Source organism: Mesorhizobium sp. CC13 (assembly GCF_039907765.1).
Taxonomy (GTDB): Bacteria; Pseudomonadota; Alphaproteobacteria; order Rhizobiales; family Rhizobiaceae; genus Aminobacter.
In genome coordinates, this window is sequence record NZ_JARDJI010000016.1 from 18,209 (window position 1) to 41,387 (window position 23,179).

22 protein-coding genes are annotated in these 23,179 nt (G+C 66.4%); 8 read left to right on the plus strand and 14 right to left on the minus strand.

Annotated features, from left to right (window positions below; translation table 11 throughout):
* Positions 1-24: 24 nt before the first annotated feature.
* The 4 genes from PV773_RS18905 (at position 25) to PV773_RS18920 (ending at position 2,990) form a co-directional block, all read left to right on the plus strand.
* Positions 25-408 (plus strand): hypothetical protein, encoded by a 384-nt coding sequence (locus tag PV773_RS18905; protein ID WP_347967840.1) that lies wholly within the window; start codon positions 25-27, stop codon positions 406-408.
* 73 nt (positions 409-481) lie between these two features.
* Complete coding sequence (locus tag PV773_RS18910; protein WP_347967841.1) at positions 482-2,014, plus strand: multicopper oxidase family protein; 1,533 nt, start codon at positions 482-484, stop codon at positions 2,012-2,014.
* A gap of 124 nt (positions 2,015-2,138) precedes the next feature.
* A complete protein-coding gene (cueR, locus tag PV773_RS18915; protein WP_347967842.1) occupies positions 2,139-2,540 on the plus strand; it encodes a Cu(I)-responsive transcriptional regulator in 402 nt (133 codons plus the stop codon).
* A gap of 12 nt (positions 2,541-2,552) precedes the next feature.
* Positions 2,553-2,990, plus strand: coding sequence for a YqaA family protein (locus PV773_RS18920; RefSeq protein WP_347967843.1), 438 nt, complete (start codon positions 2,553-2,555; stop codon positions 2,988-2,990).
* A gap of 253 nt (positions 2,991-3,243) precedes the next feature.
* Here the strand turns inward: PV773_RS18920 and PV773_RS18925 are convergent, their stop codons facing one another.
* The 3 genes from PV773_RS18925 to PV773_RS18935 all read right to left on the minus strand — a co-directional run bounded on the left by PV773_RS18925 (position 3,244) and on the right by PV773_RS18935 (position 7,831).
* Positions 3,244-4,320, minus strand: coding sequence for an ABC transporter ATP-binding protein (locus tag PV773_RS18925; protein WP_347967844.1), 1,077 nt, complete (start codon positions 4,318-4,320; stop codon positions 3,244-3,246).
* Positions 4,321-4,546: 226 nt separating this feature from the next.
* A complete protein-coding gene (locus tag PV773_RS18930) occupies positions 4,547-6,802 on the minus strand; it encodes an iron ABC transporter permease (protein ID WP_347967845.1) in 2,256 nt (751 codons plus the stop codon).
* A gap of 3 nt (positions 6,803-6,805) precedes the next feature.
* The gene (locus PV773_RS18935; protein WP_347967846.1) at positions 6,806-7,831 is read right to left on the minus strand and encodes an ABC transporter substrate-binding protein; all 1,026 of its coding nucleotides are present in this window, start codon (positions 7,829-7,831) and stop codon (positions 6,806-6,808) included.
* Between the two features lie 196 nt (positions 7,832-8,027).
* Here PV773_RS18935 and PV773_RS18940 point away from each other — a divergent pair, with 196 nt between their 5' ends.
* Both PV773_RS18940 and PV773_RS18945 read left to right on the plus strand, forming a co-directional pair.
* A complete protein-coding gene (locus PV773_RS18940) occupies positions 8,028-8,507 on the plus strand; it encodes an NUDIX hydrolase (RefSeq protein WP_347967847.1) in 480 nt (159 codons plus the stop codon).
* Between the two features lie 146 nt (positions 8,508-8,653).
* Positions 8,654-9,670: a substrate-binding domain-containing protein gene (locus PV773_RS18945; RefSeq protein ID WP_347967848.1), complete on the plus strand. Its 1,017-nt coding sequence runs from the start codon at positions 8,654-8,656 to the stop codon at positions 9,668-9,670.
* On the opposite strand, the gene PV773_RS18950 is transcribed toward PV773_RS18945, so the two are convergent.
* The 10 genes from PV773_RS18950 to PV773_RS18995 form a co-directional block, all read right to left on the minus strand.
* Complete coding sequence (locus PV773_RS18950; protein ID WP_347967849.1) at positions 9,628-11,355, minus strand: metallophosphoesterase; 1,728 nt, start codon at positions 11,353-11,355, stop codon at positions 9,628-9,630. The genes PV773_RS18945 and PV773_RS18950 overlap by 43 nt on opposite strands.
* A gap of 29 nt (positions 11,356-11,384) precedes the next feature.
* Positions 11,385-12,026, minus strand: a complete 642-nt coding sequence (locus PV773_RS18955) for a dual specificity protein phosphatase (RefSeq protein ID WP_347967850.1) — start codon at positions 12,024-12,026, stop codon at positions 11,385-11,387.
* Positions 12,027-12,045: 19 nt separating this feature from the next.
* The gene (locus PV773_RS18960) at positions 12,046-12,867 is read right to left on the minus strand and encodes an inositol monophosphatase (protein WP_347967923.1); all 822 of its coding nucleotides are present in this window, start codon (positions 12,865-12,867) and stop codon (positions 12,046-12,048) included.
* 150 nt (positions 12,868-13,017) lie between these two features.
* Positions 13,018-13,896, minus strand: a complete 879-nt coding sequence (locus tag PV773_RS18965; RefSeq protein ID WP_347967851.1) for an inositol monophosphatase family protein — start codon at positions 13,894-13,896, stop codon at positions 13,018-13,020.
* Complete coding sequence (locus PV773_RS18970; protein WP_347967852.1) at positions 13,893-14,699, minus strand: HAD-IA family hydrolase; 807 nt, start codon at positions 14,697-14,699, stop codon at positions 13,893-13,895. Before PV773_RS18970 ends, PV773_RS18965 begins: the two co-directional genes overlap by 4 nt.
* An 85-nt stretch (positions 14,700-14,784) precedes the next feature.
* Positions 14,785-15,864 carry an ABC transporter substrate-binding protein gene (locus PV773_RS18975; protein ID WP_347967853.1) on the minus strand — a complete coding sequence of 360 codons (1,080 nt, stop codon included), beginning with the start codon at positions 15,862-15,864 and terminating at the stop codon, positions 14,785-14,787.
* A 232-nt stretch (positions 15,865-16,096) separates the two neighbouring features.
* On the minus strand, positions 16,097-17,197 hold the full coding sequence (locus tag PV773_RS18980) for an ABC transporter substrate-binding protein (RefSeq protein WP_347967924.1): 1,101 nt from the start codon (positions 17,195-17,197) through the stop codon (positions 16,097-16,099).
* A 130-nt stretch (positions 17,198-17,327) separates the two neighbouring features.
* Positions 17,328-18,458: an ABC transporter ATP-binding protein gene (locus PV773_RS18985; protein WP_347967854.1), complete on the minus strand. Its 1,131-nt coding sequence runs from the start codon at positions 18,456-18,458 to the stop codon at positions 17,328-17,330.
* A 1-nt stretch (position 18,459) separates the two neighbouring features.
* On the minus strand, positions 18,460-20,319 hold the full coding sequence (locus PV773_RS18990; RefSeq protein WP_347967855.1) for an iron ABC transporter permease: 1,860 nt from the start codon (positions 20,317-20,319) through the stop codon (positions 18,460-18,462).
* A 507-nt stretch (positions 20,320-20,826) separates the two neighbouring features.
* Positions 20,827-21,288 (minus strand): L,D-transpeptidase, encoded by a 462-nt coding sequence (locus PV773_RS18995; protein WP_347967856.1) that lies wholly within the window; start codon positions 21,286-21,288, stop codon positions 20,827-20,829.
* A 344-nt stretch (positions 21,289-21,632) separates the two neighbouring features.
* Here PV773_RS18995 and PV773_RS19000 point away from each other — a divergent pair, with 344 nt between their 5' ends.
* A complete protein-coding gene (locus PV773_RS19000; RefSeq protein WP_347967857.1) occupies positions 21,633-21,800 on the plus strand; it encodes a hypothetical protein in 168 nt (55 codons plus the stop codon).
* 286 nt (positions 21,801-22,086) lie between these two features.
* Complete coding sequence (locus PV773_RS19005; RefSeq protein WP_347967858.1) at positions 22,087-22,245, plus strand: hypothetical protein; 159 nt, start codon at positions 22,087-22,089, stop codon at positions 22,243-22,245.
* 22 nt (positions 22,246-22,267) lie between these two features.
* Here the strand turns inward: PV773_RS19005 and PV773_RS19010 are convergent, their stop codons facing one another.
* The gene (locus PV773_RS19010) at positions 22,268-22,984 is read right to left on the minus strand and encodes a response regulator transcription factor (protein ID WP_347967859.1); all 717 of its coding nucleotides are present in this window, start codon (positions 22,982-22,984) and stop codon (positions 22,268-22,270) included.
* Positions 22,985-23,179: the final 195 nt, after the last annotated feature.

Below are 23,179 nucleotides of genomic sequence, written 5' to 3' on the forward strand. Positions count from 1 at the left end.
GTCGGCCGTTGCGGAGATGCTTGGGTGACGGCAGCCCCTTTCCACATGCTGGCACGGTCCGCGTTGCGCCTGTTCGTTCCGGCGCTGCTGCTCTTGATGCTCGGCTTCGGGCAGGCGGCTTTCGCGCACCCGACCGGCAACCAGCACCAGGCGCATGCCGCCCAGACGGCAGCCCACCACGCCGTTCCCAGCACGCTCTGCTGCGATGGGGCCGCCGGCGAACTCGCCAAGCAGGCCGACGCCAAGGGTTGCGTGACCCAGTGCGCGATCAGCTGCAGCTATTGCGCGCCCGTGCCGATGCCCGCGGCCTTCCCGCAAACCGCACAGAAGACCGTCCTGCCACGCACCGCCGAGCCGATGCACGGCGCGACCTCCGCACCGCATCCACGGCCACCCTCCTACTCCTGACCTGACAGACGCCAGCTGGCGTCCGATCCGGCCGGTTCGGCCGGAACACTTTCAGTTTTGGAGACTATTGGAAATGAAAACGCTTTCACGCCGTCGCTTCCTGACGGCATCGGCCGCCACGCTTTCGGTCGCCGCGGTTCCTTCGCTGCTCCTTCCGGCACGTCCGGCCCGGGCCGAAGGCCACAAGGTCATCACCGCCGGCAAGCGGGTCATCGAGGTCAAGGGGCGTGCCGCCAACGTGTTCGGCCTGACGCAGAACGACGGCACGCAGGGGCTCGTCATGAATGCCGGCGAGCGCTTCCGCGTGCGCCTCGAAAACCGCATCGGCGAACCGACCGTGATCCACTGGCACGGGCTCACCCCGCCCTGGAAGCAGGACGGTGTTTCCGGCATCTCGCAGGAGCCGATCGCCGATGGCGCCGGCTTCGACTACGACTTCCCCGTCGCCACGCCCGGCACCTTCTGGATGCACTCGCATTTCGGCCTGCAGGAGCAGCACATGCTCGCCGCGCCGCTGATCGTCCGCGATCCGGCCGAGGCCGGTGCCGACATGCAGGAAGTCGTCGTGCTGTTCCACGACTTCACCTTCCGCGACCCGAACGAGATCCTCGCCGAACTCAAGGCCGGCGCTCATGACATGTCCGGCATGGAGATGCCCGCATCCGATTCGGGCGGCAATTCCATGGCCGGCATGGACATGGGTGGCGGCTCCATGGGCGGCATGAACATGGGCGGCATGGGCGGTATGGGCAATATGGGCGGCATGCAGATGGATGGCATGCAGATGGGCGGCGCCGCCCACCTGCAGGACGTCCAGTACGATGCCCTGCTCGCCAACGACCGCACCCTCGACGACCCCGAGGTCTTCGCGGTGGAACCGGGCGGACGGGTGAGGCTGCGGCTGATCAACGGTGCCGCCAGCACCAACATGTGGATCGACCTCGGCAAGCTGGCCGGCCGCCTGATCGCGGTCGACGGCATGCCGGTCGAGCCGATCGAGGGTTCGCGCTTCGAGTTCGCTGTCGCCCAGCGTCTCGACGTCGTCGTCGAGCTGCCGAAGGAAGCTTCGGCCTGGCCGGTCTTCGCCGTCCAGGAAGGCGGTCGCATGCGCACCGGCGTCGTGCTTGCCGCCAAGGGCGCGACCGTGGCCAAGCTGGCCGACATGGCCGAAGCCGACTTCCCGGCCGTGGCGGGCGACCTCGAATCGCGCCTGCGGGCGGTGAAGCCGCTCGCCGAACGGGCCGCCACCCGCCAGCAGACCATGATGATGACCGAGGCGCCGGGCTATGTCTGGATGCTCGACGGGGCCGTCCACGGCAAGGACAAGCCCATCCCGCTCAAGAGCGGCGACCGGTTCGAGCTGACCTTCATGAACCACACCACCATGTCGCATCCGATGCATCTGCACGGACACAGCTTCCAGGTGGTCGCCGTCAACGGCAAGCGCATCGCCGGCGCGATGCGCGACACCGTGCTGGTGCCGTCCAACATGGGGATGGTGACCATCGCCTTCGACGCCGACAATGCCGGCAACTGGGCGCTGCACTGCCACCATCTCTACCACATGGCGGCAGGCATGATGACTTCGCTGGCCTACGAAGCCTGATGAGCATCGGCGGGCCGGCGGCCAGACCGGCCGGCCCGCCATATTCACAATTTCGAATGTGCCCTTGCGCTTCCAGTAACTGGAAGCCCTATATCAACGGAAAAGTTCGCTCGAGGAGTGACCTATGAACATTGGTGCCGCATCAGAAAAATCCGGCCTGCCGGCCAAGACCATCCGCTATTATGAAGACATCGGGCTCTTGCGCCCGGACCGGGCCGGCAACGGCTACCGCGACTATTCCATGTCGGACGTGCATCGCCTGCGCTTCCTGCAGCGCTCGCGCAGCCTCGGCTTTTCGGTCGAGGAATGCCGGCAGCTCCTGTCGCTCTATGGCGACAAGCAGCGCGAAAGCGCCGACGTCAAGGCCATCGCGGAAATCAAGCTGGTCGAGATCGATCGCAAGCTCTCCGAACTGACCGAGCTGCGCGACACGCTGCGCCATCTCGTGCACAACTGCCATGGCGACAACCGCCCCGACTGCCCGATCATCGACGGCCTTTCGGGCCGGGCTCAGGCCACCCAGTAGTCCGCCCGGCGCATGACCAGTCTCGCCGCCTATGGCGGCCTCTTCGTCGCGGCCTTCCTGGCCGCGACGCTACTTCCGGCGCAGTCCGAAGCCGTGCTGGCGGGGCTCATCATCAAGGACCAGTTCTCGCTCGCCCTGTTGATCGCCGTCGCCACCTTCGGCAACGTGCTCGGCTCCTGGATCAACTGGCTGCTCGGCCGGCAGGTCGAGCGCTTCAAGGACAGACGCTGGTTCCCCGCCGGCCCGGCGGCGCTCGAGCGCGCCGAGCGCTGGTACCGGCGCTATGGCCGCTGGTCGCTGCTGCTCGCCTGGGTTCCGATCATCGGCGACCCCCTGACGCTGGTCGCCGGCATGCTGAAGGAGCCGCTGTGGAGCTTCCTGGCGCTCGTCGGCACGTCCAAACTGACGCGATACCTCGCCGTCGCCGCGGCGGCGCAGGGGTTCGTCTGAGCCTTTCGGCTGGACCGGCTGCCGCCAGCGGAAACGAATTGGTCACGGCATGGATCCTCGGGTCAAGCCCGAGGATGACGAAGCACGAGTGTTTGCCGCTGGTCGCAACCGTCGAAGTTTGGCGGCGACGTCAGAAGGAATTCGTCATCCACGGGCGGAGCAGGAGCGAAGCGACCTGCGCAGACCCGAGGATCCATGCCGTGACCAAACCGCCGCCGCGAGGGTCGAGAAAGACCGACGTGTGTGGAAAGTCCTACCCCCTGATCAGCACCGGCCCGCGCGCGGCAAAGCCGACGCCGACCTCCTGCCCCGGGCGGAACGGCGCGTCGACGTCGGGAGAAATCGCAAAGACCTCGCCGAACGCGGTGCCGACCATGAATTCCAGGTCGGAGCCGACATAGGTCACCTTGTCGAGCCGCCCAGGCAACGTGCGCGGGCTCCCCGCTGGATGGATCTCGACACGGTTCGGCCGCACCGCGAGCTTGGCTGGCCCCGGCGCCATGCCGCGCGCATCGAGCCTGGTTTCCAGCCCGCCCAACCGCACCTGCGCCAGGCCGTCCGCCACCGACGCGATCTCGCAGTCGAAGATGTTGGCCTCGCCGATGAAGTCGGCGACGAAGGCGTCCGCCGGCGCGTCATAGAGCTCCCGCGGCGTGCCGTCCTGGGCAATCACCGCGTTGTTCATGACGATGATGCGGTCGGAGACGGCGAGCGCCTCTTCCTGATCGTGGGTGACGTAGACGACGGTCAGCCCGAGCTTGGTCTGGATGTCGCGGATCTCCTCGCGCACCCGGCGCCGGAGCTTGGCGTCGAGATTGGACAGCGGCTCGTCGAACAGGAGAACCTGTGGCTCCAGCACCAGCGCGCGCGCCACCGCCACGCGCTGCTGCTGGCCGCCGGAAAGCTCGCTCGGCAGCCGGCTGCCGTAGCCGCCGAGGCCGACCAGCTCGAGCCCGGCGCGCGCCCGCTCGCCAATCTCCTTCTTGGCGAAGCCGGAGAATTTCAGCCCGTACTCGACGTTCTCGTTGACCGTCATGTGCGGGAACAGCGCATAGGACTGGAACACCATCGAGACGTCGCGGTCCGTCGCCGGCAGATGCGTGACGTCGGCCCCGCCGATCAGGATCTTTCCGCGCGTCGCCATTTCCAGCCCGGCGATCATTCTGAGCGTCGTCGTCTTGCCGCAGCCCGACGGCCCGAGCAGCGTCACCAGCTTGCCCGCCTCGACCGACAGCGAGACGTCGTTGACCGCCGGCACCGGGCTCCTGCCGTAGACCTTGGTGACCCCCCGGAACTCAACCGAAGCGGCGTTGCTCTTGATCTCGGCCATCAGCGCCTCCTCGATGTCTGTTTAGGCCTGTGCCCGGCCGCACCCCCACCCCTAACCCCTCCCCACACGGGGGAGGGGAATTCTTGCGCCTTGCCTCCAGCGGTCGGCCTTCCCCGCCCCCTCATTGACTGAAGCAAGGCTGTGCACCGGCAGTCCCCCTCCCTCTTGTGGGGAGGGGTCAGGGGTGGGGGTATCAAGCCCCTGAGCGGCAACCGGAGGGCGCCCATCAGCCGCCTCCCGATAGGGCCGGCTGGTTCACATTGGTGCGCGACTGCGACAGCTCCTGCCCTCGCCGGCCGATGTTGCGCCGGCCGACGATGAGCTGCATCAGACCGACCACGGCCAGCATGACCCCGATCAGCACCGCCGAGTAGGCGATGGCGACACCGTATTCGTTGTTCTCGACGCGGCCGACGATGTAGCTGGTCGACATGTCGTAGCGGGCGCTGACAAGGAAGATGATGGCGCTGATCGCCGTCATGGCGCGCACGAAGGAATAGACCAGCGCCGCGACGATCGCCGGCCTGAGCAAGGGCAGCACCACCTTGCGGAAGGTCTGCCAGGAATTGGCGCCCAAGGTGAGCGACGACTCGTCGAGGCTCTTGTCGATCTGCGACATCGACGCCACGCCGGCGCGCACGCCCACCGGCATGTTGCGGAAGATGAAGGACAGCACAAGGATGATGCCGGTGCCCGTCAGCTCGATCGGCGGCACGTTGAAGGCAATCACGTAGCTCACGCCGATGACCGTGCCGGGGATGGCAAACGACAGCATGGTACCGAACTCGAAGGCGTTCTTGCCGACAAAGTTCTGCCGCACCAGAAGATAGGCAGTGAGCAGCCCGATTGCCGCCGTCAGCGGCGACGAGACCAAAGCGATCTGCAGCGTCGTCCAGAACGAACTCCAGGCAGACCCCTTCCAGTGGATGCCGAACTCGTTCCAGCCGATGGCGAAGGCCTTGAGGTAATGATCGAAGGTCAGGCTGTGGTCGACGCCCCAGAGCTTGACGAAGCTGCCGTAGAAGATGGTGGCGTAGACGACGATGGTGAACGCGACCCAGAAGCCGGCAACCCCGTAGACGGCGCGCTTGAGGCCGAGCGGCAGCTGCGGGTGCACGCCCGCGTCGCCCTTGCCCGACATGGTCGTGTAGGACTTCCGGCCGAGCCAGAAGCGCTGGAGATAGAAGGCAAACAGCGTGAAGGCGAGCAGCACCAGCGCCAGGATCGCCGCTTGCGCCTCGTCGTTCTGGGCGCCGACGATGGCGAAGAAGATCTCCGTCGACAGCACGTCGAAATTGCCGCCCAGCACCAGTGGATTGCCGAAGTCGGCCATGCTCTCGATGAAGCCGAGCAGGAAGGCGTTGGCGAGGCCCGGCCGCATCAGCGGCAAGGACACGGTCCAGAAGGTCTGCCAGCGGCTGGCGCGCAAGGTCTGCGCCGCCTCCTCCATTGACGGGCTGACGCCCTCGACCACGCCGATCAGCACCAGGAAGGCAATGGGGGTGAAGGCGAGCAATTGGGCGATGAGCAAGCCGGGCAGGCCATAGACCCAGCGTGTCGGCTGCACGCCGAACAGCTCCGAAAACGTCTGCGTCGCCGCGCCCGACAGGCCGAACAAAAGGATGATGGCGAGCCCGATGACGAAGGGCGGGGTGATGATCGGCAGCACCGTCAGCGCCCTGAGCAGCCTGCCATGGCGGAAGCCGGTGCGGGTCATCACCAGGGCGAAGACTAGCCCCAGCACGGTCGTCAGCACGCCGACGAGCACCGCAAGGAAAAGCGAGTTCCAGGCGACGCCGCAGCGGCTGCCGCCAGCGATGCAGTCGAGCCCCCACAGCCGGGCGCTGAACAGCTTGCCGAGGAAGGTCGTGAACGAATAGGTGCCGTCGGCCGTCAGCAGCGCATTGGCCAGCATCTGCAGGATCGGCATGAAGATGAACAGCGCCACCGACGCCACCACGAAGGCGATGGTCGAGACCACGAAGACGTCGCCGCCGACCGCGCCGCGCGCCGCAAGCCCGAGCGAGAACAGGAACAGGAAGGCGAGGCCGACCAAGAGCGCGCCGTAGCCCATGCCGAACTGGCGGTCGCCGAGTTCGCCGAACAGCGCTTCCAGCCAGCCGAACTGCCAGCCGCGCAGGCCGATGGCGAAGCCCTGGAACAGGAGCCAGGCGAAACCCGCGGCACCGATGCCGACGAGCAGCCTGCCGAACAGCGGGTCGGCTTTTGGTCGCCCCCACAAAAGCAGCGGTGCCGCGAGCAGGACGCCCAGCGGCGCCAGCCAGAGCTTCTCGCCCTTCAGGTTGAGGATCAGCGCGGGCGCGAACGCGCTGTCGAGCGGATAGCCCCCGAACAGCCAGGAAAAGCCGAAGAACCCGTCTTCGACGCCATACCAGGGGAGCACGGCAAGGCCGAGCCATCCGACCGCCATCCACAGGATGACGGTCGGATGCAGGCCGCCGCTGAAGTCGCGGGAGCGCATCGATTACTGCGGCAGCGAGGAGACCTCCTGGTCCCATTTCGCAAGCAGCCGCTTGCGCTCCTCGCTCGAGCCGTACTTCTTGAAGTCGTAGTCGATCAGCTTGATCGTCGACAGGTCCGGCGTCAGTTCCGACACCGTCGCCGACTTGTTCGACGGCAGCTGGAACGACTTGGCCTCCTTGGCCTTGCTCTGCATCTCGGCCGACAGCGCCCAGTCGTAGAACTGCTTGGCCTCGTCTGGGTTGCGCGCGCCCTTGATCAGCGACATCGAGCCAATCTCGTAGCCGGTGCCCTCGCAGGGCGCCACCGTCACGATCGGGAAGCCGGCCGCGGTCTGCGCCACCGCGTCATGCATGAACACGATGCCGATGGTCGTCTCGCCGAGGCCGGCCGCCTTGATCGGCGCCGACCCGGACTTGGTGTACTGGTTGACGTTCTTGTGCAGGGCCTTCATGTAGTCGAAGCCCTTGTCCTCGCCCATCAGCTGCACCATGGTGGCGAGCGTCGTATAGGCGGTGCCGGACGAATTCGGATTGGCGATCTGGATCTGGCCCTTGTATTCGGGCTTGACGAGATCGGCCCAGCACTTCGGCTCGGGCAGGCCGTTCTTGGCGAGCAGGTCCTTGTTGTAGCCGAAGCCGAGCGCGCCGGAATAGACGCCGATGGTCTTGTTGCCGGCGGCTTCCGCCTGCTTGATCGCCCAGTCGTGCAGTTCGCCGCGCATCGGCGAGACATATTCCTCGGTCAGGCCCTCCTGGGCCGCCTGCAGATGCGGGTCGCCGGTGCCGCCCCACCACACATCGCCCTTCGGGTTGCCCGCCTCGGCGCGCACCTGGGCGTAGGTCTCGCCCGAACTCTTGCGGGTCATGTCGACGGTGATGCCGGTCTTCTCCTCGAAGCCGGTCTTGATCTGCTGGCACCAGGCCTCGTCGGCGCTGCAATAGAGCGTCAGACTCTTGGCCGCAGCCGGCCCGGCGCCAGCCGAAAGCACCGCGGCAAGCGCCGCCGAACACAAGAAGGCAGTCTTCATGTTTTGGTTCCCTCCACATTTTTCGCCGTCTAACGATCTTTCGTCGCTCTGGCCTGTTGCAGAGTGAGTGGATTTTACGCATTTTGCAATCGTGTTCATCGCACTATCTTCGCTATGATGAACCGGGGCCGGCCAAAGTGCTTCAGATGCGGCAGCGGCCGGCCGACTAGGATGAAGAGAGGACAGTCGGGCGAAAATGCCTAAGGACAAGAAGACCCTGCGCAAGGCGACGAATGGCGAGCGCATCGTCCAGGTCGCCGCCATTCCGTTTCGGCTGAATGGGCACGGCGAGCTCGAGGTCATGCTTGTCACGTCGCGCGGCACGCGCCGCTTCATCGTGCCGAAGGGCTGGCCGATGAAAGGCAAGAGCGCCCGCCAGGCTGCCCAGATCGAGGCCCGCGAAGAGGCAGGCGTGCTGGGCAAGGCCTTGAAAAGGCCGGCCGGCAGCTATTGCTACTGGAAACGGCTGTCGACCAGCTTCGTCCATGTCGAGGTCACCGCCTACCTGATCGAGGTCAGCGAGGAGTTCGCTTCGTGGCAGGAGGAGGGCGCGCGCCGGCGCGCCTGGCTCACCCCGGCGGATGCGGCGATGCTCATCGACGAGCCGGAATTGTCGACGCTGATCCGCAACCTCACGCCGGCCGACATCGTCCCGCCGGTCGACGCCGCCGCCTAGCCGTCGATCGCCATTGCATCGCCAGCCTGCAAGATCGTGTTTGCAGCATTGCAGACGCGCCTGTCCGATTGTATCACGGTGCAGGCGTTGCACATTTGTGCAATGCCGGTGAACGAGTCGCCGACCGGTCCAAACTGGAGCCAACGATGTCCGAACTGAAGCCGGGCAGGTCCTTCGTCAGCGCACAACAGGTCGCCGAGCTTGCCGGCGTGTCGCGCTCGGCGGTGTCCCGCACCTTCACCGACGGCGCCAGTGTTTCGGAAACGACCCGCAAGCGGGTTCTGGAGGCCGCCGACAAGCTCGGCTACCACGTCAACCATCTCGCCCGCAGCCTGATCCACGAGGACAGCGGCATCGTCTGCCTCATCGGCGCCGACATCAACACGCCCTATCATTCGCGCCTGCTCGACGCGATCACCCGGCGCCTGCAGGGGATCAACCGCGTCGCCATGGTCATCAACACCTCTGGCGACAGCGCCAGCGTCGAGGCGGCACTGCGCCAGACGCTCAACTACCGCGCCAATGCCACCGTGGTGCTGTCCGGCACGCCGCCGGCATCGCTGATCAACACCTGCATCAACAGCGGCCAGCACGTCATCCTGATCAACCGCGACGACCATCTCGACGGTCCCGAGAACATCACCGTCGACAATGCAGCGGCCGCCCGCGAAGCCTTCCACATGCTGCATCGGGCCGGTTGCCGCCGCATCGCCGTGGTGTCGTCGCAGGCCGGCACGCCGAGCCTGGTGGCGCGCGAGCGTGCCTTCGAGGCGGCTGCGGGCGAGGCCGGCCTTTCGGTCAGCATCACGCGGGCCGGTCCCACCGGCTACGGCGCCGGCTTCGAGGCGGGACGGCTGCTGCTCAGCGGCTCCGACAGGCCGGAGGCGGCCTTCTGCGTCACCGACCTGCTCGCCTGCGGCTTCATGGACGCTGCACGGGTCGAGTTCGGCATGAACGTGCCGGCGGAACTCTGCGTCGTCGGCTTCGACGACATCGAGCAGGCCGGCTGGGCGTCATACCAGCTGACCACCTTCCGCCAGCCGATCGACCAGGTCGCCGATCACATCACCAGGCTGCTTAACAGTGACGATGCCGCCCGCGGCGGCGGCAGGGTGTGCTTTCACGCCGACCCGGTCTGGCGCCGCACCGTGCGCCCCAAGTGATCCTTCGCGCTCACCTCGCCGGTCGAAAGATCGACCGAGAAGTCGCGTGACGGCGCGCTCTCCAGCCAGTCGATCGTCATGCGCATGAACGAAGCCAGGCGATCCTGCAGGCAGCCGGCCGGCCACGCGCCCGCAGCGAAACGCGCGGCGAGAAGCCGATAGGCGGCGAGGCGTTCGGGTTCGATGAAATCGAGCGCCACCTCGCGCCCTTTGCGCAGCCGGTACCAGTCGACGATCATTTCGAAAAACGGCAGTTCCTGCCAATCCGCCCCTGCCCTCCTGGGCAAGGAAGCCAGCAGCGGCAGGGCGTCGTCCACCGTCAGTGGCGCTGCCATATCCGCCAGCCGTTCGAGATCGCCGAGGTCGAACTGCGGCACCAGCGCCGCCAGATCCCGAGGCCATTCCTTGGGCAGGTAGCGATGCCGCACCATCTCGGCGAGGTGACGGCTCAGGAAGTCGGCGTGGTTTGCCGCAGAGGTCACCGCGGCGGACGTTGCCTCCCGCGCCGCCTCGACGCGATAGAGCGGGAAGGCCGCGTCGTGGGCAGGCACCTCGGCCACGACGATCGTCTCGACCTCCAGCCGCCCGTCGCCGATCTCGACGATCTTGTAGGCCGGCGGGAAGCCGACCATCGACGGGACGGCGATGTTGACCAGCCAGTCGTCGCCGTCGCGGAAGACGGCGGTGTCGTTGATGTGCAGGTGGCCGCTGAAATGCACCTTGATGCCGGTGGCCGCCGCCGCCTTCGACGCATCGGGCAACGGCGTCCGGCGCAGGAAGCTGGTGTCGTTCAAGAGCTTCGCCTCGTCCGCCGAGGTGCCGTTGAGCGGGTCGATGGCGGGATAGTGCGAAAACGCGATCAACTGCTTGCCCGATGCCTTCGCCCGGGTGGCGACGTCCTTCATCCAGTCGAGGACGAAGCCCTTGTTGCGCGGCATCGAATTCCAGCCGGCATCGGTGCTGTCGTGGTAACTCTTCTCCGCGGCCGGATCGAGATCACCGTTCTTCGGCTCGAAGACATTGGCGTCAATGGAGAGCAGCCACAATCCCGCCACCGGCTCGACCAGGAAGGAGGCGTCGGCCATCCGCCTGGCGGTCCGCCCGTCGGCCGAGACGATCTCGAAGCTGCGCGCCTCGAGCGCATCGTCATGCCCGAACGGGCACTCCCAATGCAGGTCGCCCTCGCTGCGGAAGAAGCCGTAAGCCCCCATCGCCGGGATCGCCGTGCCGTAGCCGCCGCAATACATCTCGTCCGAAACGATGCGCGCGGCCGAGCCGCCCTGCTCCATGTCCGGATCGCTGGTCACCAGCGTGTGCGAGCCATCGGCGTTGAGGAAGCGCTTGCTCTGGTGCCGGCCGTGGATGGCGTAGAGGTCGTGATTGCCCGGCGTCGCCACGAAACGCAGGCCGAAACGGCGCGAATAATCGGCTAACAGTGCCGTCGCCGCCGCCATGGTCGACGCCTGCCCGTCGTCGGTCAGGTCGCCCGCGACCACCACCAGCGAAATGCCGCGCCGGACGATGTCGTCGAGCAACGCCCGGGTGGCGTGAAAGCTTTCGTTGAAGACGCGGGTCGAGGCGTTGGTGTCGGCCAGCGTGCGCACCGCCACCCGGTCGCCTCGCCCGACACCCTGGCGGTTGTCGATGTCGTGGAAATGCGGGTCGGCGATGACGGCGATCTTCATGTCATTCTCGCTGCGCGACGGCCGGTCCGTCAGTCGTTTGCGGCCATCGCCGGCACCGGCGCCGGCGGCAAGCCCTTGTCGATCATCGCGATCCACCGGCGCGCCTTGCGGGCGGCCTCGATCAGCATCGGCTTTGGTGCCTCGAACCACTCGTCGCGGCGCAGTTCGCGCTGGGTGCGCACATGGTCGAGCGCTGCGTCGAGCGTCGGGAACTTCTCCGGCATCTCGACATGCAGGAACAGCGCCACCAGCGTCACCGAGCGGCTGCGGCCGCCGCGGCAATTGACCAGCACGTTGCCCTTCTCGCGCCGCCGATAGGTGCGCTTGTCCGGCAGCTCCTGGCTGAACGCCCCGCGCAAGAGGTAGAACCCCGAGAGCATCATGGTTTCGGGGTTGCCGTGCCCGTCGATCAGGCCGAGCTTGTAGTAGCGCACCGCGCCGACGCCGTAGATGGCGTCGGCCCCCTCGCCCTCGTCGAACCGCTCGGTCGCGTAGTTGAAGTCGAGGTTGACCGCGCAGTTCACCACAGTGGTGATGTTCCTTTGCGCGAGAGCCGCCAGGTCGCCCGCCCCTTCCATGCCGCCGACATAGATGTCGACGCCGTAACCGGCGATGTCGCGCTCGATGAGGCTGAGCGCCGGCCGCTCGTGGCGAGGGCTGGTCATGTCCATGGTCGTCCCCGTTAAGGCGTCAGCGCGTTTCCAGCGCAATGCCGGTCGCTTCGCTCATGCCGGCCGCGACGCCGGGCGCCGCCGCCAGCACCGCACCTCCCTTTGCAAGGCCATCGATCGCGAGATACGGCCCGACCACGCCGCCGGCCTCCTTCACCATCAGCAGCCCAGCGAGGCAGTCCCAGGGGTTCATGTGCAGTTCGGCATAGGCGTCGGAGCGACCGTCGGCGACATAGGCGAGCCCCAGCGCGCCCGAAGCGCCGCGGCGCACATTCGCGCCCCTGCCGAGGATGTTCGACAGCACTTCGAGGTAGCGGGCGTTGGACATGCGGTTCGACCAGCCGAATTCGACGCAGGCAGCGTTGAAATCCGTCGTCCTGGCCACGGCGATCGGCTTGCCGTTGCGGGTCGCGCCCTGGCCCCGCCGCACGAAATAGAGCTCGTCGAGGGCGGGATTGTAGATCGCGCCGAGCTCGGTCTCGCCATTGCTGACGAAAGCGATGGCGACGCAGAAATGCGGGATGTCGCGGGCGAAGTTGGCCGTACCGTCGATCGGATCGACCACCCAGATGTCGGACTTGATCGCGCCGCCCGTCTCCTCGCCGAGGAAACCATCCTCGGGAAATGCCTCGGCGATGCGCAGCTTGAGGTGCCTTTCGACAGCGGCATCGGTTTCGGTGAGAAAGTCCTGCGGCCCCTTCATGCCAAAGCCGGGAAGCCGGTTCCTGAAGCCGTCGAGGGCCACCGCCCCGGCCGAACGGGCGATCTCTCGGCAGAAGGCGGCGCGCCGGTCGAGTTCGGCTGCGATGGCTGGCTGCGGGGCGCTGGCGTGAACGGTCATGTCAATGCTCATCGGTAAGTCCTGCGGTCAGGTTGCACACGCGTGCAAATTCGTCAACGCCACGGATTGGATATTCTTTTCCGGCTTCGATGCATCCGCAATAGGCTGACGCTGACGGCAAGTTCTGCACAGCCGTGCCGTGCCGCGCCCTCATGGCTTGCCTCCGGCGACCGACAGCTTCGGCCGCCCGGCCGCGGCGGCGTCCCGCCGGTCGGAAATGTCGCGCGCGATGCGCATCAGGGTCGGATAGTCCGCCCCCTCGCCGAGAGCCACATAGCCGGGGCACATGAAGTCGCGCGCCTCCACCCCCACCTTGCCGAGGGTCAGGGGCAGGTAGGCGCCCTGCGCCTGACGCAGGATGAGGATCGCAGCCGCCACGTCCCAGGCATTGACGCCAAAACCGGCGGCAGCATCCACCCAGCCGGCGGCGACATGGCAGATGCTGAGCGCCGCACTGCCGGGCCGCCTGAGCGCCGAGAACGTCTCGGCCAGCTCGCCGAAATGGGCCAGCGACCGCTCGCGCCCGTCGAGCCTGAGGTCGCGCGCCACCGGATAGCCGGTGATCAGCGTCGCATGCCTTTCGTCGGCTACCGAGCGCGACCTGAGCGGCGCGCCATTCAGCCAGGCGCCGGAAAGGTCGGCTGAAAACATCAGCTCGGCGACCGGATCGTAGACCGCCCCCGCAACGATCTCGTCGTCGATCACCGCGCCCACCGACACGCACCAGAAGGCGAGCCCGCGGGCGAAATTGGCCGTGCCGTCGATGGGATCGACATACCAGTGCACACGGCCGGCGCCGCTGGCCCCGTCCTCCTCGCCGAGCACGCTAGAGTCCGGCACCCGATCGAGGATGAAGGCGCGGATCGCGACCTCCGACTCCTTGTCGTGCCTGGTCACGACGTCGTGCAGGTCGACCTTGTAGTCGACGGCGATGTTCGAGCGGAACGCGTCCAGGAGCGGAACCCGCACCAGCTTCGCCGCCTGCTCGGCGACCTCGCGCAGCTTTCTCGATTCGTCGACGCCGGTCATGCCGCGATCCCGCGCATCGCCTGGGCAAACAGGGCGAGCAGCCCCACCGGGTCGGCCACGACGGCATCCGGCTCGAGCTGGAGCTCATAGGGCAGGTCGTAGGTTCCCTTGTCTTCCATCAGTATGTTGCCGCCGACGCCGGCGCGGTGGCCGCACAGCACGTCGCGGTCGAAATTGTCGCCGACATACCAGGCTTCGGATGCCTCGATGCCGAGCGCTCGCGTCGCCAGCCAGATCATCTCTGGGTTCGGCTTGCGCACCTTCACCTCGTCGCTGTGGATGACGACGGCGAAACGCCCGGCCAGCCCGTGGGCGTCGAGGAAGTCGACATGCACCTGGCCGCACAGCGCGTTGCTGACGATGCCGACCGGCACGCCTGCCGCATCCGCCGCGTCGAGCAGCTCGAGCATGCCGTTGCGCAGCACGCGCCTGCTCTTCCAGCCGCCCATCTTGCGGCAGAGGTCGTAGGCCCAGGCCACGACGACGTCCCGCGCCGGCTTCGGCCAGTCGCCGGCGACGAAGTCGCCCCAGAACTCCTCGTGGCGCAGTTCGCGCGGAGAATATGGCCGCGACATCGCATCCTTCCAGTGCGAGTCGGCGATGCCGCCCGCCTTGATGTCGTCGGCGATCTGCCCGACCGCAAGCTCGGGCGCGGCCACGCCTGCCTGATCGAGCAATGCACGCACATGGGCCGCAAGCCGTGCCTGCCAGCCCGGCACGGGAGTCGTCGCCACCACCACGCCGCCGAAATCGAGCAGCAGTGCCTTGGGCACCGCGAGTTTCCGTGCCGGGGTTGCGGTCATGCGAATGGTCTCCATGTCGGACCGGGGGAAAAAAGCGGGACGGAGCCGAAGGAGAGAAGGCCCCGTCCCTAGCCCACCGGGAAAGCTATTTCTTGTAGGAAACGCGCCAGAGGTCCTGCCAATCCTGGCGCGCGTCCCAATCTTCCAGCGCCGTCGCGGCGTCGTACTGCTGCAGCCTATCCAGCACCTTGCCGATGCCCGAGGGCTCGTCCGCCGGCAGGCCGATGTCGGGGTTGGTCGGCAGCTTGCCGTCCTTGACCTGCGGCGCGATGCCCTCCTCGGTCAGGATGTAGCGGATGAACAGCTTCGACGCGTTCGGGCTCTTGGTGCCGGTGGCGATCAGCCCGAGCTTGACATAGGTCCAGCCCGGCCACGGCAGCATGTTCTCGCACAGGCCGAGCTTGTAGCCCTTGTCGGCGTTGTCGCGGAACTTGGCCGAGCTCATCAGCCCGAAGAACGGCTCCTTCTGGCCGGGCGCACCCACGGCTTCCGAGATCGCGTCGTCGGCGTCCGCAAGCAGCGGCGAATTGCCGGCGAATGCCTTCACCCAGGCCGCCGTGGCACTGTCCTCGCCGACGTCCAGGTCCTTGCCGAAATTCGCCTTGTAGGCTTCCTTCATCTTGGCGTCGTCATGCGTCGCGGTCTGGTTGAACCAGTCGGGATAGGTGCCCTTCGACAGCGGGTCGTAGAAGGCGACCTTGCCCTTCCATTTCGGTTCGGTCAGCTCCCAAAGGTTCTTCACCGGGCAGGAATCATAGACTTCCGTGTTGTAGGCCCAGATGGCCGCATTGGTGGTGACCGCCAGCGGATCCTGGAACTTGGCCGGGATCTTGTCGGCCATGTCCGGCGGCAGCCAGCTCTCGACGAATTTCTGCGGCAAAAGCTGCGCCAGGCCCGCGGGCGCGTCGGTGATCAGAACCACGTCGCCCTTGACGTTCTTGGCCTGCCCCTCGCGCACGATCATCTCGAGCTGGGCGCTGGCCGAGACCTTGATGCCGGTCGCCTGCACGCCGTACTTCTTGGTGAAGTTCTCGGCCATCTCGACGATCTTGCCGGTGCTGTCGTAGATGTTGATCGGCGCTTCCTTCTTCGCCGCCGCCACCAGCGCGTCGAGGTCGAAGGCCTGGGTCCGCGCCGGGGTCGTCGACATCGCCAGCGCGGCCATGATGCCGGCTAAAGCAATTCCAGGAAAAGTGCGCAGCGGTTTTCCGTCCGGAATTGTGTCAAAACAAAGAGATAGAGCGTTTCCGCGATTCGAAGAAAAGCGGAAACGCTCTAGTGCTGTGGCCGAGAATGCACTGTTCCTGCTCGTTCCAAACGCCGGTTTCATCGTTCCCTCCCGTAAAAATCCGGCTGAAACGCGCCCGGCGGCACTGCCGGGCGCGGCAATGGCAAGCCTATTTCTTGTAGTTGACGCGCCAGAGATCCTGCCAATCCTGGCGTGCGTCCCAGTCGTCCTGGGCCGTCGCCGAATCGTAGGTGAAGATCTGGTCGAGCGCCTTGCCGATGCCCGACGGCTCGTCGTCCGGCAGCTTGGCGTCGGTGTTGGTCGACATCTTGCCGTCCGCCGCCTGCGGGGCGATGCCTTCCTCGGTCATCAGGTAGTGGATGAACAGCTTCGCCGCGTTGGGGCTGTCGGTGCCCTTGGCGATGAAGCCGAGGCTCGGATACATCCAGCCGGCAAAGGGCTTGAGCCCGGTGCACAGGCCGAGCTTTGAGCCGACGTCCTTGTTGTTGCGGAACTTGGCCGAGCTGATCAGGCCGACGAACTGCTCCTTCTGGTCGGGCGCGCCGACCGCCTGCGCGGCCGCCTCGTCGGCGTCGGTGAGCAGCGGGCCGTTGGCCGCCAGCGCCTTGACCCAGGCGGCGGTGGCGCCTTCCTCGTCGGTCACCAGATCCTTGCCATAGTGCTCCTTGTAGGCGGCGGCCACCTTGTCGTCGGCATTGGTCGCCATCTGGTTGAACCAGTCGACATAGGACGCCTTGTTGAGCGGGTCCTGCATGGCGACCTTGCCCTTCCACTTCACCTCCGTCAGCTCCCAGATGTTCTTCACCGGGCAGCTCTCGTTGAGCTGGGTGTTGTAGGCGAAGACATTGGCCTCGTTGGAGATGGTGAGCGGGTTCTGGTACTTGGCCGGGATCTTGTCGGCGAGATCCGGCGGCAGCCAGCTCTCGACGAAGCCCTGCGGCACCAGCTGCGCCACGCCCGCCGGCACGTCGCTGATCTGGATCACGTCGCCCTGCACGTTCTTGGCCTGGCCCTCGCGGATCACCATTTCGAGCTGAGCCGCGGCATTGGCCTTGGTGCCGGTCGCCTGGATGCCGTACTTCTTGGTGAAGTTCTCCGCCTGCTTCACGATCTTGCCCGTGCTCGAATAGACGTTGATCGGCGGCTCCTTCTTTGCCGCCTCGATCAGCGCATTCAGGTCGAACTTCTCCTGCGCCCCGGCCTCGCCGGCGAACAGGCCGGCAACGAGCGCCAGCGCCGAAGCCGCCATCCCTTTCGCTACCTTCTTCTCGAACAGTCCAGTCATTCTCTCCTCCCTGTGTAGGACCGCCTGGCATCGGCGGCCCTGGTTTCCCCGTCGTCTCTTGTCTTGCGCGCCGCTGCCCTCGCCGCGTTCCTCCTCAGTGAACCTTCGCCGGCCTCAGCAGCCGGTCGGCCGCCTCCGAGCGATTGCCCGCCGCGTCGAACACATGCAGCGCCTTCGGCTTGACCCAGAAGGTCGTCGCCTCGCCCACCTCGACCTCCGGCGACTGGTGCGTGGTCAGGAACAGCTTTTCGCCGGCGGCGGTCAGCTCGATGATCCAGCTGCCGCCGGTCGGCAGGATGCCGGTCACCTCGGCGAGGCCGGAGAAAGCGCCATCCGGCACCTCCCCCGCTTCGGCCGCGAGCCGGATCGCCTCGGGGCGGATGCCCACCGCACCGGCATCGCGCAGCTCGCCGTAACGCTCGGCGAAGAACCTGCCGGCAAGACGCGACACCTCGGACTTGCCGTTGCCCAGCTCGACGATGTTGATCGGCGGGTTGCCGACGAACTGCGCGACGAAGCGGTTGGCCGGCCGGTCGTAGATGTCGTTGGGCGTGCCGACCTGCTGCAACTGGCCCTCGCTCATCACCGCGATGGTGGTGGCGAGCGTCATCGCCTCCCACTGGTCGTGGGTCACGAACACGATCGTCGTCTTGAATTCGCGGTGCAGGCGCTTGAGTTCGGCCCGCATCTCGAGCCGGAGTGCGGCGTCGAGGTTGGACAGCGGCTCGTCGAGCAGGAGCACCTCCGGATTGACCGCCAGCATGCGGGCGAGCGCCACGCGCTGCTGCTGGCCGCCGGAAAGCTGCGAGGGATAGCGGTCGCGATACTTCTCGATGCCGAGCGTCTTCATCACCTGGTCGACGCGCTGCTCGCGCTCGGCCTTCGGCATCTTGCGCAGGCGCAGGCCGAAATCGGTGTTGCGTTCGATGGTGAGGTGCGGCCACAGCGCATAGCTCTGGAACACCAGTCCCATCTCGCGCTTCTCCGGCGGCACGAACACGCCCTCGGTCACCGAATCGACCACCCGCGCCCCGATCCTGATCTCGCCGGCCGTCAGATGCTCCAGCCCCGCGATCATCCGCAGCGTCGTGGTCTTGCCGCAGCCCGACGGCCCGAGCAGGCACATGAACTCGCCGTCGCCGATCTCGAGGTCGAGGTCGGCCACCGCATTGGCGGCGTTCGCCCCGTAGTTCTTCTCGACGCCGTTCAGGTTGATCTTCGGCATGTCAGTTCCCCAGTCCTTGGGCGAGATTGGTCTTGGTCAGCTTCTGGCCGAGCAGCGCGCCGAAATAGGCGAGGCCGGCGATGATCAGCACGACGGCGTTGGCGGCCTGCGTGTAGTTGTAGTCGACCAGCCTGAGCGAATAGGTGGTCAGCACGTCGGTCGACGGTACCGCCAGCACCACGAACAGGCTGAGCCCCTTGATGCCGGAGATGAAGGGCAGCAGCACGCCGGTCGTCAGCGATCCCTTCTGGATCGGGATGACGATCGAGGTCATGCGGCGGAACCAGCCGGCGCCGGCGATCTGTGCTGCCTCCTCCGGCTCCTTGCCGAGCTGCATCATGGCGGCGATGCCGGCGCGCGAGGCATAGGGCATCTGGTCGGCGATCAGCGCCAGCATCAGGATCAGCGTCGTGCCATAGAGAGCCGGGATCGGCCCGCGCGGCACGGCGAACAGCGACAGGTAGGCGGCCGCGAACGCGATGCCGGGCACCAGATAGGGCAGGAACGTCACCTGGCGCAGGAAGGTGCCGAGCGGCTTCACCGGCGTGCGCGCCACCACATAGCCCACCAGCAGTCCGAGCAGGCCTGAGACCAGGGAGGCCATGCCGACGATGCGCAGGCTGTTCCAGGCGGCGTTCCACAAATCCGGGCTGAGCAGGATGCCGGTCTGCAGCGCCACCGTGTTGAGGTCGGTGCCTATCCAGTAGTCGAGCGTGAAGTTGTCGAAGGTGAACTTGGCCGGCACCCGCATCACCGTGGACAGCATCAGCGTCATCAGCGGCAGCCCGACGCTCAACAGGAACATCAGCGCGGCAAAACCGGTCGCGGGCAAGCGCATGATGCCGAGCGGGCTCAGTCGGTTCATCGACCCCTTGGAACCGATGGTGACGAAGCGGCGCGCCTCCTTCATCAGCCATGCGTCGATGGTGATGGTGATGATGCCGATCAGCATGATCGAGCCGGCGAGCACGGCGCCCACGCCGACCTGGCGCGAGGCGATGTTCTGGTAGAGCGAGGTCGCCAGCACGTCGAAATTGACCGGCAGGCCGAGCACGTAGGGAACGCCGAACTCGCCGAGGCTCTTGGCGAAGATCAGCACCATCGCCGACATCAGCGACGGACGCATCAGCGGCATGATGATCTTGGTCGCCACCGTCAGCCGGCCGGCACCCAGGATGCGGGCGGAATCCTCGAGCTGCGAGTCGAACCGGCGCAGCGCGTTGCCGAAGAGCAGGATGACGAAGGGCGAGTAGTGCAGCGCCAGGATGATGGTCACCGGCACCTGGCCGTAGGCCAGCCAGTCCGGCGGCGCGAAGCCGAGCGATTCCAGCCAGCCCGGCTGGCCGCCGACGGTGCGGTTCTTGAACAGCGTCGTCCAGGCCAGCGCGAAGGTCCAGGCCGGCAGCATGTAGGGCACGATCAGCGCAGTGGCGAACCAGCGGCGGCCGAACATGTCGGTGCGGCTGAGCAGCCAGGCGAGCGTGCCGCCGACCAGCATCGACAGGGCGATCGCCCCCGCCGAGACGCTGAGCGTGTTGACCAGCGGCCCCCAGAACAGGTCGTAGGAGACGCGCGAGGCGAACACGCGCTCGAGGTAGTACCAGGTCAGCTCGCCGACATCCTGCTTGATGCGGCGCTCGTCGCCGAACTGGACGCGGGCCGCGTCCGACAGCATCGAGATGATCGGGACGACGATCAGATAGGCAAACAGGACCGCCGCCAGGAGGCCGATGGTCGTCGTCGGTTCGCGCAGCGCCACCTTGAGCCTGTAGCGCAGGCGCTGCGACCGGCTTGGCGCGGCAATCGACCGCCGACGTGCGGGCGCGGCGGCCGCAGCCGATGTCTCGGAAGTGCTCGCCACCGGCCTAGCCTCGCGACGGGCGGCAGGAGCCGCGTGTGGCCGCGATGCAGCCGGCAGCCCGACAGGCTGCACGCCCTTCCCGTGATGGCACGTACATGGTCCCCTCCTCTCATGCGCCCGGGCCCTGGGTCGCCAAGCGACCTTCGGCCCTGCTCACATCGCGCCCCTTGGCGCTCCGCCCCTCCTCCGGGCGGTCGGCGCGTAACCGCGCCTGTTGGCATATTCATTCCATTGCCGGCACGTCCGTGTCAATCACGTTTCGACAAAAAATTGCACAGGCGTGCAAAACGATAGGAAATGTTTGAAATTGCCGTATCTTCAGTTTTCCGACTAAAGAGCTTGGCCGTATCCCGGTCGATCCTGCAGTTCTTGTGCACTGCCGTGCAAATAGAGCGACCGCCCGCTGGTCCCGCCTGTGAACCTCCTCCCGCGTACAAAGGAAAAGCGCCCGCCGCGAGCCGAGGGCTCGGACAGGCGCTTGCACGACAGCCCTATGGGCGTCGCGGACTACCTTACGATGACGATGCTGGTGTTCTTCGGACCGAAGGTCTGGACCAGCTGGTAGAGATCGGCGGCGTTGTCGGGGTGCAGCCGCACGCATCCGTGCGAAGCCGGCCGGCCAAGGCGGCCGATCTGGTTGGTCGCATGCACCGCGTAGCCGCCCTTGAAGAAGATGGAATGTGGCATGGGGGCATTGTCGTATTTGCGCGAATACCACATCTCGTGCATGCGCGTCGGCTTGAACGAACCGGTCGGCGTCACATAGCCCCGGCCCGCCGTCGAGACTTTCCACACATAGGCGACGCGTCCGTCGACCATCACATGCATCGTCTGCTGGCCGATCGACACGCGCGCAACGACCTGGCTTGCGGCCTGGGCCGCGCCCTGCCCCGCGCCGACGAGCAGTGACGCTCCGGTGATGGCCATCGCGACAAGATTGATAAGCTTCCCTTTCAGTTGGATTTTCATGGCAGCCCCCCAAGGCCGGTCTCGCCGGCCGGAATGTGTTTCGCAATGGGGCTTTTTTGCCAGAGCGGTGTTTCGATATAATTTCGTTTAGCAATCATTCTTGTTTCATTATTGTTTCTAAATACAGGCGATGCGATTTCACATCGCCACCCCTATATTGCGCCGCCTTCATCCCGGCGGCCGATTTGGAGCAAGACAAGCACGCTGCCGCCGATGTCTCAGGCTCACGGTGACGATCGAAACAACATTGAAACAATCGCAACCACCGGAGGGCTTTCGGCGGCATCTTCCCGATACAGCGGCAACACAGATTGCTTGTGCGAAACGAACATAATGAAGGTTGGATGGGCGGCGCAAAACGGTTGGCTGCGATCTGGTTCCTGCGGGTGGGCGTCGCTACGGCGATTCTGACGGGAATCGGCATCCTGGCCGGCCAGGGCAACGCCATGGCGGCGGAATTGTCGGCGGGGTTTGCCCCGTCGGCCGGCGCCGGTCTCACCGCCACGATGTGAGTTTCGTCTGACTGCGTTGCCGCGGGGTCCATGGGCGTGGGCGGTCCGGTTTCGTACCGGCGGCGGTACGCAGAGTCTCGCGCGCTCTGCGCAGCGAGGATCGGGTACCCGCGCCGTCGAGGGCAGGTCAGCGGCGCGGGACCCGATCAGTAGGATCGCTGGAGCATTTGCAGGCGGGCGGATCGTCTGCTTCGCACAAATGCGGCCAGGAATAACCGCTGGAGCGGCGGAACTGCATTCGTCCCGCCGCCCTAGAATGAACCGCAAGCCAGGACGGGGCGGAACCATGAACAGGAATCGCGCGGCATCGGTACTTTCGGCCCTGCTCTATGCCCAGGGCCTGCTCGGGTTCGCGGGCGCGGCCAGCGTCGTCCTCAAGGACGGAGCCGACACCGGACCGGTCCTCCAGAGGGCAGCACCCGCGCCGTCGACCTTCGGTCGTTGACGCCTTGGACAACAGGGCGCCATCACTCCTGGTTTTCGGATGGCTCCGGCCTGCGCGGTGGCGCGCCGGCGGGCGGATCGAACCTGTAGCCGGCTCCGCGGATGGTGATGATGCTTTCCGTGTCGAGCTTGCGGCGCAGGCGCACGATGCGCGAATCGATCGAGCGGTCGAAGGCGTCGGCGTTTTCGGCCGGCGCCGCCGCCATGATGTCGTCGCGGGTGAGCACCTTGCGCGGTCGCGACAGGAACAGCTTGAGCAGGGCGATCTGGCCAGGCGACAGCTGCTCCTCCTCGCCGGAGGCGTGCATCACCAGCGCCGAGCGCAGGTCGACGGTCGAGTTCTCCAGCACCACCAGTTCCTGCGTGCCGCGTCCCCGGCGCGCGAGAAGGCCGCCGATGCGCGCGGCGAGCTCCCTCACATTGATGGGGCTCTCCACGACGTCGGCGGCCCCCAGTTCCAGCCCCAGCACCTTGTCGACCAGTTCGGTCGGGCGGCAGATCAGCACGAAGGCGGGCCCGCTTTGGCCGCCGAACGTGCGCAGGAGGTCCCGCCCCTCGGCCGGCGTCAGGCCGTCGCCCACCACCACGACGTCCAGCCCCTTGGCCGAGAGCAGCGATTCCGCCTCCCACAGCCGCCGCGCCGTGCGCACGTCGTGGCCGCGCCGGTCGAGGTGATCGGCGAGGTCGGAGGCGACGACCTCCGCGATGGCAACGAGCGCTACGACCGATCTTCCAGCCATGAGGTCATCCGGGACTTCAACATCAGTGGAGTCATTGCCTGCCGCAGCGGCCTCGTCGGCGCTTGCAGGGGCAAGAAGATGCCGCGCGACGCACTCGGCCGGGGATGGGTCCCCGAACGCGCCGCCCGAAGCTTTCGCTCGTCCCTAGCGAGCCGCCCTTCCGTTAGCAACTGCCCACGCCAAATCATCACTGGA